10 protein-coding genes and 1 pseudogene are annotated in these 11809 nt (G+C 72.5%); 3 read left to right on the top strand and 8 right to left on the bottom strand.

Annotation, left to right across the window (positions count from 1 at the left end; all coding sequences use genetic code 11):
- The 4 genes and pseudogenes from IE94_RS0132435 to IE94_RS0132420 form a co-directional block, all read right to left on the bottom strand.
- Positions 1-313 (bottom strand): annotated as a pseudogene (locus tag IE94_RS0132435) (phytoene/squalene synthetase); the annotation flags it as partial.
- A gap of 90 nt (positions 314-403) precedes the next feature.
- Entirely contained in the window at positions 404-1285 is an 882-nt protein-coding gene (locus IE94_RS0132430; RefSeq protein ID WP_030191542.1) for a helix-turn-helix domain-containing protein, read from the bottom strand.
- A gap of 198 nt (positions 1286-1483) precedes the next feature.
- On the bottom strand, positions 1484-2368 hold the full coding sequence (locus tag IE94_RS0132425) for an MBL fold metallo-hydrolase (protein WP_030191539.1): 885 nt from the start codon (positions 2366-2368) through the stop codon (positions 1484-1486).
- Between the two features lie 14 nt (positions 2369-2382).
- Entirely contained in the window at positions 2383-2946 is a 564-nt protein-coding gene (locus IE94_RS0132420) for an NADPH-dependent FMN reductase (protein ID WP_030191537.1), read from the bottom strand.
- A 161-nt stretch (positions 2947-3107) separates the two neighbouring features.
- Between IE94_RS0132420 and IE94_RS0132415 the strand changes: the two genes are divergently transcribed.
- A complete protein-coding gene (locus IE94_RS0132415; protein ID WP_030191534.1) occupies positions 3108-4103 on the top strand; it encodes an Lrp/AsnC family transcriptional regulator in 996 nt (331 codons plus the stop codon).
- A 29-nt stretch (positions 4104-4132) separates the two neighbouring features.
- On the opposite strand, the gene IE94_RS0132410 is transcribed toward IE94_RS0132415, so the two are convergent.
- The 3 genes from IE94_RS0132410 to IE94_RS0132400 all read right to left on the bottom strand — a co-directional run bounded on the left by IE94_RS0132410 (position 4133) and on the right by IE94_RS0132400 (position 6442).
- Positions 4133-4510 carry a DUF2255 family protein gene (locus IE94_RS0132410; RefSeq protein ID WP_030191531.1) on the bottom strand — a complete coding sequence of 126 codons (378 nt, stop codon included), beginning with the start codon at positions 4508-4510 and terminating at the stop codon, positions 4133-4135.
- Positions 4507-5382, bottom strand: a complete 876-nt coding sequence (locus IE94_RS0132405) for a helix-turn-helix domain-containing protein (protein WP_030191528.1) — start codon at positions 5380-5382, stop codon at positions 4507-4509. Before IE94_RS0132405 ends, IE94_RS0132410 begins: the two co-directional genes overlap by 4 nt.
- A 133-nt stretch (positions 5383-5515) precedes the next feature.
- A complete protein-coding gene (locus IE94_RS0132400) occupies positions 5516-6442 on the bottom strand; it encodes an alpha/beta hydrolase (protein WP_030191526.1) in 927 nt (308 codons plus the stop codon).
- 286 nt (positions 6443-6728) lie between these two features.
- Here IE94_RS0132400 and IE94_RS40090 point away from each other — a divergent pair, with 286 nt between their 5' ends.
- Complete coding sequence (locus IE94_RS40090; RefSeq protein WP_157849416.1) at positions 6729-6866, top strand: hypothetical protein; 138 nt, start codon at positions 6729-6731, stop codon at positions 6864-6866.
- A gap of 70 nt (positions 6867-6936) precedes the next feature.
- On the opposite strand, the gene IE94_RS0132390 is transcribed toward IE94_RS40090, so the two are convergent.
- Positions 6937-10734, bottom strand: coding sequence for a S8 family serine peptidase (locus IE94_RS0132390; RefSeq protein ID WP_051777810.1), 3798 nt, complete (start codon positions 10732-10734; stop codon positions 6937-6939).
- A gap of 441 nt (positions 10735-11175) precedes the next feature.
- On the opposite strand from IE94_RS0132390, the gene IE94_RS0132385 reads away from it, so the two are divergent.
- Positions 11176-11619 (top strand): nuclear transport factor 2 family protein, encoded by a 444-nt coding sequence (locus tag IE94_RS0132385; protein ID WP_037924246.1) that lies wholly within the window; start codon positions 11176-11178, stop codon positions 11617-11619.
- Positions 11620-11809: the final 190 nt, after the last annotated feature.

Genomic DNA, 11809 nt, shown 5'->3' with positions numbered 1-11809 from the left:
TGCGCACCAGCGCGCGGATCAGCGGGTCGTCACTCGTGCCCGTGGTCAGCCCGTCGCGCACCCGGCGCTCCCAGTGCGCCCAGGCCGCCTCGCGCCGCGGTCGCGGGCCGGTGTCCAGGAGGTTGTCGCCGTGGTGCATCACCGCCGTCATCGCGACGACGTGCGGCAGCAGCGGAGGCGGCAGCAGCAGACGGACGGCCAGGTAGGAGGTCGGGCGGAAGCGCGCCACCAGCCGCCGCTGTGCGTCGTAGTCCCGACGTGCCCCGGGTGTGGTGACACCGGCCGCGGTAAGGCTTCTACTCCATGTGCTCACGAGTCGATCGTAGGTGTGCGCCGATCCCGAGCGGTCCGGGTACGCGCCGACTGCCGCCGCGCACCCACCGGTTCACCGTGCGCACGCCGGTCAGGAAGCCACCTTCTTCGCCGGCTTCGCGCCCGCCCGCTCGGTGGTCCACGAGGTGAGGATGCGCAGGGCGTCGTGGGAGGGGCTGCCGGTGTCGGCGGTGAGGATCATCAGACGCTGTCCGGAGTCGTTGGCGCCGGCCCATGTGTCGCAGTCCAGGGTCAGGTCGCCGACCATCGGGTGTCTGTACTGCTTGGTGCCGTAGGTCGCGCTGTTGACGCGGTGCTCGGCCCACCAGGTGCGGAAGTCGGCGTCCAGCCGGGACAGCTCACCGACGAGGCGGACGAGATCGGGGTCGTCGGGGTCGGACGCGGCTTCCATCCGCAGCGCGGCGACCGCGTCCCGGGCGTCGTGTGCCCACTCCCGGTGCATCGCCCTGACCCCGGGATCGGTGAACATCAGGCGGAGGTAGTTGCGCCGATCGGCCGGGACCGCGGCGAAGTCGGTGTACAGCGCGACGGCGGCCGCGTTCCAGGCCAGGATGTCCAGACGCTTGCCGAGGACGAGCGCGGGCGCCTCGGTGAGCTGGTCCAGCAGACGGCGCATGGGCGGCCGTACCCGCTGGACCGAGCGGCTGGCCCGGCGGGGCCTGTCGGCACTCCGCCCGGCCACCTCGTAGAGGTAGCTCTGCTGGTCGTCGTCGAGGCGCAGGGCGCGGACGAGGGTGGTCAGCACGGGGGCGGAGGCGCGGACGCGGCCCTGTTCGAGCCGGGTGTAGTAGTCCACGCTGATCGCGGCGAGACGGGCCACTTCCTCACGGCGCAGGCCCGCGACCCGGCGCGCGGAGTCCGTCTCGGGCAGCCCGCACTCTCCCGGATCCAGCTGGGCGCGGCGGGCCTTCAAGAACTCGCCGAGTGCTCGGGGGTCGGAGTGTGAGGTCATGACGTCCAATCTCCTCGCCGGTGAATCACCGCCCTGACTGGTTACTAACCTCTCATCGCACCCGCCGTTCGTCAAGACGGCAATGCGTACAAATGATCCGGTTCCGCTGGATCGGGGTGAAGTGCGGCATTCGAGACCTTCGCAGGGCCTTTGCCTGGCTGCCGTGGCGCGACACGTGTGGGTCTGGTCGGCACACCCTCAGACGGTCCTGGGCGTCGGCAGGACCGCCGGGGCGGGCACCGGGGTCCAGCGCGTGCCGGTCAGGCGTCCGAAGGCCTGGTCGCCGAAGTGGAACGCGAAACCGATGGTGTCCGGCCGTGCCAGTTCGCCCGCGACGCGCCGCCGGGCGGCCAAGACCTCGCTGTGCTCCAGGTCGGGACCGGAAGGCCACTCGGGGTGCGCCAGCTGGGCGGGCGTGTGGAACACGTCCCCGAACACCACCACCCGCTCCCGTCCCGCGGAGACGACGTACGAGGTGTGGCCCGGCGAATGGCCCGGCGTGATCATGGCCCGGACACCCGGAAAGATCTCCTGGCCGTCCTCGAAGGGCGTGTGGGCCGCGCCGATGCGCCTGAGCGTGTCCGCCGCCGGAGCGCCCGGGATCCGTGTGCCGCACACGTGCGGGGCCCATTCGGCCGCCGCGACGAGGTAGCGGGCCCGCGGGAACGTCTTCTCGGGGGCGAACGCCCAGCCGGTGTGGTCGACGTGCAGATGGGTGAAGGCGACCGCTTCGATGTCCTGGGGCGCGTGTCCGAGCGTCCGGAGCACCGAGACGAGGCTCCCGCTGTCGCTCAGTCCCACGGTGTCGCCCGACACGTGGATCGGTCCGTCGACCGCCCCCAGCCCGGCGTCGATCAGCAGGCGGCGGCCCGCGCGTTCGACCAGCAGGCCCCCCGCCGACATCGCAACGCGGCCGTTCTCGTCGAGCGCCTCCGGGTGATCGTCCCAGTAGCGCGGATCGAAGTCGGGGAAGAAGGCCGCCGGCAGCATCGCCATGGCACCGTCGACGACGTAGGTCAGCCGGACGTCGTCCAGCTCCAGCGACCTGACGGCGGACTGCTGGTTGAGAGCACCGATCTCCATGTCGCGTCCCCCTGCTACTGCTGAGGCTGTGAGGTGAGCTGGGCGAGCGCGTCGAGCAGCTCGCTCAGCAGCTTCTGGGCCGGTGTGCCGTCCGGCAGGCGGCTGTCGTCGTCGAACTTCTGGTGGGCCTCGAACAGGAGGAACTCGGGCTGCTGCACGACCCGGGCGTTCATCTTGTGCAGGACCTGACGCAGGGCCAGCTGCGCCCGGACGGTGCCGAAGGGGCCGGGAGAGGCCCCGATGACGCCGACCGGCTTGAGCTGCAGCACGGGCCCGCCGTCGTGGGCCGGGCGGGAGAGCCAGTCGAGGGCGTTCTTCAGCGCTCCCGGTATCGAGGCGTTGTACTCGGGCGAGGCGATCAGGACCGCGTCGGCGTTCTGGACGCGGTGGCGCAGCTCGGCCACGGCGGGCGGCGTGGGGTACTCCTCGTCCTCGTTGAAGTGGGGAAGACGGCCGAGGCCGTCGAAGTGGTCGAAGCGGTCGACCGCGCTCAGGCGCTCGGCCTCGCGCAGGAGGGCGGTGTTGAACGAGTCGCGGCGCAGGCTTCCGGACAGCGTGAGGATGTTGAGGCGAGTCACTGTGGGGGCTTCCTTCCCGGTTCACGTGGGGGCCGGGCCCGACCCCGTACGGGGTCGGCGCGGTTCGATGCGATGCATCCTTCACCGCATGGACCGCCCCACGCCACATCGGCGGGGCAGATAGCAGTTTCCACGCCAGACGGATCGGTAAAGTGACGATCATGCGCCAAAGCCTCGACGAGACGGATCAGCGGATCGCCGCCGCTCTCATCGCTTCGCCGCGGGCCACGTGGCGCAGCGTCGCCACCAGTCTGGGACTGTCCGAACGCACCGTGGTGCGCCGGGCCGGTCCGCTCTTCGCCGACGGCACGCTGCGCGCCACCGCCGAGCGCAACCCGATCCGCTTCCCCCAACTGGTGCCGATGGCCCTGCGCATCCGCTGCCGTCCCGACCGCATCAGGACGGTCGCCTCCGTCCTGGCCCACCGGGCCGACACCCTGTGGGTGGACATCCTCGGCGGCGGTGACGAGATCAGCACCCTCGTCTACCTGGAGGGCACGGAGGAACGCAACCGCCTGCTGCTGCGGGACCTGCCGGCCACCGCCGCGGTGCACAGCTGGACCTCCCACACCCTGCTGCGGATCTTCCCCGCTTCTCTCAACTGGGGGTCGCGCCTGCTGGCCGCGGAGGAGACGGAGCGACTGGGGGTACGGCCGTTCCCGCTCAGCTCACGGCCACCGACCGAACTGTCCGCCGCCGACCTGGCGCTGATCCAGGCCGTGACCGAGGACGCCCGCACCGACTACGCCACCCTGGCCCAGCGGACCGGCACCACCGCGCGCACCGCCCGCCGCCGCTTGGAGGCACTGCTCGACGACGGGACGATCCGACTGGTCACCGAGACCGACCTGGCCCTGCTCGGGCTGAGCGTCAAGACCCAACTGTGGCTCTCCGTCAGGCCGAGCGCCCTCCAGGCCGCCGGTGAACGCCTCAGCCGCGAGCCCGCCGTCCGCTTCACCGCGGCGACCACCGGTCCCGCCAACCTCCTGGTGATGGTGACCACCGCGGACCTGGACGGCCTCTACCGCTTCCTCACCGACAGCATCGGTGACATGGAGCAGGTCACCTCGATCGAGACCACTCCGGTCCTGGCGACGGCGAAACGCACCGGCCTGATCCGCCCCGGATTCGCGAAGCCGGGGCGGTCGTCGCGCTGAGGCAACCCACGGGGACGCGGGGGGACGCGTCAGGCCGGCGCGGGTGCGGGGTCGATGCGGATCGTGGCGGCCCGGGCCTGCGGGACCGCGATCAGCGCGTCGGACACCGGTCCGTACTTGGCGCGGAAGGCGTCGTCGAGTCCGGCGGGCAGTGCCAGGTCGCCGGTGGTGAGGACGACCTCGCGGGTCACGCCGCCCACCCGGATCCGGCCGTGGCCGTGTTCCCGGGCGGCCCGGTACCAACGGGACCGGGTGCCGCGGTAGGCGCGGACGTACAGGTCGCCGTCGACCGGCACCATGCCGATCTCCACGCCGCCCCCCTCACCGTCACCGGCGATCAGGACGAGGGAGTACGTCTCGGCGAACGCGGTGAGGTCCTCGGGGGTCCATGCGTGCGTCGCGTTCATCGGCTCGTGTCCTCCATGTGTTCGTCGCCCGGTACCCGCGAGGTCCATGAGGCGAGGATGCGCAGTGCGTCGTGGGAAGGGCTGCCCGGCTCGGCGGTCAGGACCATCAGACGTTGCCCGGACCCGTCGGGACTGGCCCAGGTGTCGCAGTCGAGCGTCAGGTCGCCGACCAGCGCGTGGCGGTAGCGCTTGGTGCCGTACCCGGCTCCGCTGACCCGGTGCTCGGCCCACCAGGTGCGGAAGTCGGCGTCCTTGAGGGACAGTTCACCCACCAGGCGGGCGAGTTCCGGGTCGTCGGGGTCGGCCGCGGCCTCCATCCGCAGGGCGGCGACCGCGTCCCGGGCGTCGTGCTCCCAGTCCTGGTGCAGGGCCCGCACGACCGGGTTGGTGAACAGCAGGTCCACGTAGTTGCGGCGGCCCGGGTCGAGTGCCGGGAAATCGGTGTAGAGCGCCGCGGCGGCCGGGTTCCAGGCCAGGACGTCCAGACGCTTGCCGAGGACGAGCGCGGGTGCCTCGGTGAGCTGGTCCAGCAGACGGCGCATCGGTGGCCGGACGCGCTGGGCGGGCCGGCGGCGCCGTGGCCGTGCGCTGCTCTGGCCGGCGAGGTGGTAGAGGTACTGCTTCTGGTCGTCGTCGAGGCGCAGGGCGCGTACGAGGGTGACCAGCACGGAGGCGGAGGCGCGGACGCGGCCCTGCTCCAGCCGGGTGTAGTAGTCCACGCTGATCGCGGCGAGATGGGCCACTTCTTCTCGGCGCAGTCCTGCGACCCGGCGCCCGGAGTCCGTCCCGGGCAGCCCGCACTCCTGCGGAGTCAGCTGCGCCCGACGTGCCCGGAGAAACGCGCCGAGGTGGGAGTCAGGTGTCGGTTTCATGTCGTCCAGCTCACGTGTACGGATGGTGGTGGAGTGTGCGTGAGGGGCGGGGCAGGGGCCGCCAGTACCGGCTGTCGGCCCCTTCGTCATGCCGCCCGGCGCACCTGCGCGCGCGCTCCCGCCGTGCTTCCGGTCACTTGTTGAGGTGTCCGGTGAAGTACTCGTCGAGCTTTTCGACGGCGAGGTCGATGTACTCCCGCTTGTCGTACAGGTCGACGTGGCTGGCGCCCGGGATGCGGTGGAGCTCCTTGGGGCCGGTGGCGGCCTGGTGGGCCTCGATGGCCATCCACGCCGTCACGGCGCGCTCACCGATGATCTGCAGGACCGGACGGGGGCCGATGAGAGGCACGGAGCGGAAGACGTCGCTGGAGGCCATCTTGTCGATGCTGTCCCAGGTGAGGAACTTCGCCGAGCGCTCGTGGTAGCCGCGAGCGCCGCAGTAGTACTCCCAGCCCTCGATGCCGTGCTCCCCGCCGAGCGCGCCGGCCTGCTCGGCGGTGTCGGGGAACATGGTCAGGACGCCCGGGTCCTCGCCACGGGCCGCGGTGGTGCGGGCCTGGGCGGCGGCGTCCAGCAGGGTCTGGAAGACGGCCGGGTCCTGGGTGCCCTCGGCGCCGAAGCGGAACTGGCGGGCGGGCTCGGCGGTGGAGACGGTCGCCACGGCCTTGACCCGGTGGTCGCCACCGGTGGCGGCCAGGGAGTAACCGCCACCGGCGCAGACGCCCAGCAGGCCGATGCGGTCGGCGTCGACCTCGGGCCGGGTGGTGAGGTAGGAGACGGCGGCCTTGAAGTCCTCGATGCGCTGGGCGGGGTCCTCCAGACCGCGGGGCAGCCCACCGGACTCGCCCTGGTGCGCGGCGTCGAAGGCGAGGGTGACGAACCCGCGGTCGGCCATCAGCTGCGCGTAGGTGCCGGAGGTCTGCTCCTTCACGCCCGTTCCGGGGTGGCCCACCACCAGCGCCGCGGCCGGGCGACCGTCGGCGGCGGGGGTGTCGGGGGTGTAGAGGTGCGCGGCGATCTCGATGCCGACGCTGTCGAAACTGACACGGGTCCTGGCCATGGGTGACTCCTTGAACGAGAGGTTTTGGTCCTTCGGGTCCGGCCGTTGCGCCGGGCACACATTCACTGTGCGCCCTGGGGCGGCCCCGCGGGAGAGACAGGTTTCTGCCTGGGAAAGAACCTTCCCCCTCACACCCGGCCCGCCCGCCCCGGCACCCCGACGCCACCCGCCCGACGAGTTAATTCCGGGCGCCGTTCAGAGGACGAAGAAAAGGCGCGGGAGGAAACGCGGGCTTAAATCCCGCATCTGAGCGATCGCCCCGGCCGCCCGCGCACTCGCACACTCGTTGCCAACGTTCACGGCCACCATCGAGAACCCGCGACGGGACCGGGCCGGCCAGGGCGTCGGCCTGCGGGTCAGCGCGGTCGACAACCAGGGCGACATCGGCAGGCAGACCATTCCCAAGGCGTACACGCTGCGCTGACGGAGTCCGCCAGGCACCCCCCGCGGCCGGGCGGGGCGAGACCCGTCTCGCCCCGCCCGGCCGCGGACAGTCACCGGACGATGCCCGCCGCCCGCACCACGGTCTGGGTGACGGTGTCGCTGCCGCTGTCCTCGGCGTGCACCCGCAGGGAGACGTACCGTGCCCGCGCCGGGGCCTTCAGCACGACGCCGACCCCGCCCTCGCCCCGGTCGCGCAGACGGGCCGTGGTCCAGGTGGCGCCGTCGTCGTAGGAGACCTCCACCTTCCGGGTGTGGAGCGCCGCGCGGGGTCCGCCGGCCAGGTGTGTCGGCGTGACCAGGAGGGTGGCGTCGCGGGCCGCCCTGCCCTCCTCGTCCGTGGGCAGCGTGTAGTCCAGCTGCACGAGCGGGAGCTGGACCGGCCGGTCCGCCTCACGCGGCGCCGCCGAGGTGAACGCCCACTCGGTGCGCGTGGCGGTGGAGTACGGGAATTCGGCCGTGGCCTCCCGGGTGGCCGTGTGCGTCAGGCGGTACGCCCCCCGCGCCGCGGGCACCGTCGCCGTCAGGCCGGAGGACCCGGTGGCGAGCAGGGTGCCGTTGCGGTACAGCTCCGTCCGTTCCGTGGTCTCGGGGCTGCCGAACGCGGCGTAGTTGGCGTGGCCGCCGCCGGAGTCCCCCCAGGACGGGATCGTGACGTCGATCCGGTCGGCGGTGCGGATGGGCTGCTGGACCCCTTCGTTGATGCGCGGCCTCGCCACCGTGCCGAACCAGGGCGCCTTCGTGGTGCGGCCCGCCGGATAGCGGACCGGCCCGGAAGTGCTGAAGACCACGGGGTAGAGCATCGCCTCCTCGGACCAGGTGAACGAGCGGTCGGTGGTCACGTAGTCGGTGCGGTGGGCACCCGCCGTGCTGAGCCGGGGAGCGTCGACGTTGTACTCGGTCCAGGGATGGGTGTCGTAGCGCGCCTCGTAGACCTCGCGTCCCTCGGGGTTGCGGAACGACGTCTCCACTCGGGCGAGCTGCCCCTGCCGCGGCGCGTACCGCAGGTCGGAGGGGATGCGGCCCGTCCAGGTGCGGACCAGGTCGTAGAGGTAGTCGGTGTCGGGGTGGGAGACGGCGCGCAGCGGCACACCGTCCGGCCCGCCCGCCTCGGCCCGGGCGATGAGTGTCTCCCCCTCGGTGCGGGACAGGCCCGCGACCGCGATGGACGACTTGACGACCGGCATCCGCAGGCGGCCGTCCAGGTCGTGCACGAACAGCAGCAGCCTCACGCCCGCCGCCTGTGCCGCCCTGATCTGGTCGCCCGCCTTGTCCTCGTCGTCGGAGTCCCAGCGCACGACGGCGGCCTTTCCGGCGGCGTCGACGCCCTCGTAGTCCGCGGCCAGGCCCTCACCGGGGTGGACGACGGCCAGGCCGTGGGTGCCCTCGGGCAGCTTCCCCGAGCCGGGCAGCAGCCACAGGTCGTCGAAGTCCTGCGGCCCGGAGGTCACCGCCAGCAGCGGCTGCTGGTTGCGCCAGCGAACCGTGAGGTTCTGCTCGCCGTCGGTTCCCGGCGCCGCCGGGAGGGTCCAGAGGCTGTCGAAGCCGTCGCCGATCTGGGCGCTGTCGGTCACCGAGCTGCCGTCGTCGAAGGAGCGGTGGAAGTCCAGGCGACGGGTGAAGTTCTCGGTCTTCAGCGGGGTCACGGCACTGATCTGCCGCAGCTTCCTGCCGTCCAGCGCCACTTCGGTGTCGCCGGTGACGTCCACCTGCGGAAGGATCGCGCGGGCGTAGCCGGCCGAGGAGGCGCCGTGCGTGCCCTCGACGCGGAAGTCGGCCCAGACCGTGTACCGGCCGGGCGGCAGCAGGATGTCGGAGACCCCCGCGCCGTACAGCACGGTGTTCGGGTACGGGTCGCCCTCCCGGAAGAGGGTGAGGATGCCGTCGGTGGGCTCGCCGGAGCGGCCGGTGACGGTGGTGCGGACGTGGGCGAGGCGCTGTCGGGTGCTCACCCCGAGCAGGGTGCGGGTGCGGACGGTGCCGTCGACGGACGCGGTCAGCCGGCCGGTCCAGCGCCGCAGTCCGCCCGCCTTGTCGAGATCGGTGCGCACGGTGACGCTCGCGGTGCCGTGCGCGGGGACCTTGAGGTGGTCCTCGGAGAGGGTGAACACACCGGCCGGGACACCGGGCGCGTCGACGGCCAGGTCCACGGGGACCGGCTGGTCGGCGGTGTTGGTCCAGGTGGCGGTGGAGGCGACCGTGCCGGTGTCCTCGCCGGGGGAGTGGATGCCGGCGTCCACCTTGCCGGTGGCCGTCAGGGTCCCCGAGGCCGCCGCTTCGGCGTCGACCCGGCCGTTTCCGCCGTCGTCGGCGGTGATGTCCGGGGTGGGGTGCACCGTGCTGACCAGCGCGTCCTTGATCCGGCTGCCGGTCCAGTCCGGGTGGGCGGCGGCCACGAGCGCCGCGGCTCCGGCCACGTGCGGCGTCGCCATCGACGTGCCGCTGAGGGTCAGGTACGAGCCGGAACCCGAGGCCGCGTACTGGGACCTTGCGGCCAGGATGCCGACGCCGGGCGCGGTGATCTCCGGCTTGAGGGCGTCGTCGCCGTAGCGGGGGCCCCGGCTGGAGAAGTCCGCGAGCGCGTCGGCAAAGTCCACGGCGCCCACGGTCAGCGCCGCGTCGGCGGTACCGGGCGACCTCACGGTGTGCGGACCGGGGCCGTCGTTGCCGGCCGCGATCGTGAACAACGCGCCTGTTTCCGCGCTGAGTTCGTTCACGGCGCGGGCGAGCAGGGTCTCACCGTCGGCGTCCACGCTGCTGCCCAGGCTCATGCTGACGACCCGGGCGTGGGTGTCCCGCGCGGCCCACTCCATACCGGCCAGGATCCAGGACTCGGCACCCGAGGCGGAGTTGTTCAGCACCTTGCCGACGTGCAGGTCGACGCCGGGCGCGACCCCCCTCTCCCTGCCGTCCGAGGCCGCGCCGCTGCCCGCGATGGTGGAGGCGACGTGGGTGCCGTGGCCGTTGCGGTCGGTGACGTCCTCGTCGGGGACGAAGCTGCGGCTGTCCGCCACGGCGTCCTTGAGGTCGGGGTGGCCGGGGTCGTAGCCGGTGTCGAGGACGGCCACGTCCACGCCCTTCCCGGTGTTGCCCCCGGCCCACACGTCGGGCGCGCCGATCTGCGCGACCGAGTCGCTGAGGGTGGCCTCCGCCCTGCCGTCCAGCCACACTTCGGCGACGCCCGACCGGAACACCGGCTTCGCCTCGTCGGCGGGTGCGCTCGCCGGGTCGGCGGCGGGCCCGGTCAGGGCCTTCCACAACGCGTCCCCGTCCTTCCGGTCCACCGCCAGGGCGACGCCGTTGACGCTGGTGAGCGGGTGCACGTCGGTGTGGTCGCCGGGTATCGCTTCGGCCCGCCCGCGCAGGGTGGCCGCACCGGCCTCCCTGCCGCCGTACGTCACGATGAGCGGCAGGTGGTCGAGGTGGGCGTCGTCGAAGCCGTCCGCGACGAGCCGGGTCACGTTGAACAGCCGTCGGTCCAGGGATCCGGCGGCCAGGTACCGGAGGGCGGAGTCGGGGTAGACGTAGGTGTCGCCGCCCACCGTCATCACCCGTGCACCGGTGGGCCGACCGTCCGGTCCCGTCACGGTGAGGGTGCCGGGTCCGTCGCCGGACGCGGGAGCGACGGTGACCTTGTCGCCGGTGAGCAGGGTGACGACGGATGTGGCTGCACCACGAGGGGTGACAACGTTGTCGGGCGGCAGGGAGGAGGATGGGGTGCCGTGTGCCGCCGGGGGCGATGCCGTGCCCGCGGCCGCGGTCGCCTGCGGGGTGGTCGCCGAGACCACGGCGGCGGCAGCGATCGCGAGCAGGCGAAGCCGCCGCCGTCTGGCGGAAGGGTGGTGTGTCAAAACGTTCCTTCGGGCGGATGTGTGAATGGTGCTACCGGGTGACGGAAATGTATGTCGACGGTGGCGACTTGGGAAGGGCGCCCCGGCAGACGGCCTGTGCGTCAAAAATGCCCGAACACGCTTTAAGTGCAAGTGCGTTGACGTGCCATCACGCCGGGATGAGGCGACGGCGACACCGCACGGCACCGCCCGGCACCGGCGTGAGGGGGCAGGTTGTTTCCCAGGTGGAAACCTGTCTTTGCCGACTCGCGACACCTGCCTCGTTGACCCGGACCGACTCCGGCACGACTTGGAGCACCCGCCCTGGCGGCAGGCTGAGGACATCGGCGGTCTGCCGACGGCTTCGGCGCCGCTTCGCCGGGCGCAGGCGCGCGAGTGCCGCGTCGCCCCCGAAGGCCCCATGGAGGAGATCTTGTCCAGGCCCCCCGCCCGCACGGTGACTTGCTGCCGAGTCACCGGCTCATCGAGAACCTGATCGCCCGGTACGCCGAACTGGTGGACGACGGCGACTTCGCCGGACTCGGCGCTCTGCTGGCCGACGCCATGTTCCGCGGCAGCGTCGAGCCGGTCAGCGGGAGCGCCGCGATCGAGGAGATGTTCCGGAACACGCTGATCGTCTATGCCGACGGCACCCCGCGCACGCAGCACGTCACCACCAACATCAACGCCGAGGTCGGCGAGCAGGCCGGCACGGCGTTCGCGCGGTCGTACGTCACCGTCCTCCGGGCGCTTGCCGACCTGCCGCTGCGGCCCGTCGCCGCGGGCCGGTACCGGGACCGCTTCGCCCGCCGTGACGGACAGTCGCGTTTCGTGGATTGGAGCGTGCGGATTCGCATGGTGGGCGACGTGAGCCGCCGTCTGCACGGGGCCGCCGAGGGGCGATAGCTCGGAGGGTCCCCGAGGGCGGCCCGGCCGAGGACGCGCTGGCGGGTCCCTGGGTCCCCGGGTGCCTTCGGCCCACCCGAACCCGGACCCGGTCACCGACCGGCGGCTGTCAGTCCGGCAGGTGTGTGCCGTGGACTCGGCGCGGAACGGACGTCGGCCTCCGGGGCCGTCGCCACCCCCCGGGCCGTGG

It is taken from the genome of Streptomyces violaceorubidus, from assembly GCF_000717995.1.
Taxonomy (GTDB): domain Bacteria; phylum Actinomycetota; class Actinomycetes; order Streptomycetales; family Streptomycetaceae; genus Streptomyces; species Streptomyces violaceorubidus.
This window is presented reverse-complemented; position numbering and strand designations above follow the sequence as displayed.

Bases quoted from the DNA above. Each gene is read 5' to 3' on its own strand.
- IE94_RS0132430 (WP_030191542.1), bottom strand. From the start codon at position 1,285: ATGACCTCACACTCCGACCCCCGAGCACTCGGCGAGTTCTTGAAGGCC.
- IE94_RS0132425 (WP_030191539.1), bottom strand. From the start codon at position 2,368: ATGGAGATCGGTGCTCTCAACCAGCAGTCCGCCGTCAGGTCGCTGGAG.
- IE94_RS0132415 (WP_030191534.1), top strand. From the start codon at position 3,108: ATGCGCCAAAGCCTCGACGAGACGGATCAGCGGATCGCCGCCGCTCTC.
- IE94_RS0132410 (WP_030191531.1), bottom strand. From the start codon at position 4,510: ATGAACGCGACGCACGCATGGACCCCCGAGGACCTCACCGCGTTCGCC.
- IE94_RS0132405 (WP_030191528.1), bottom strand. From the start codon at position 5,382: ATGAAACCGACACCTGACTCCCACCTCGGCGCGTTTCTCCGGGCACGT.
- IE94_RS0132400 (WP_030191526.1), bottom strand. From the start codon at position 6,442: ATGGCCAGGACCCGTGTCAGTTTCGACAGCGTCGGCATCGAGATCGCC.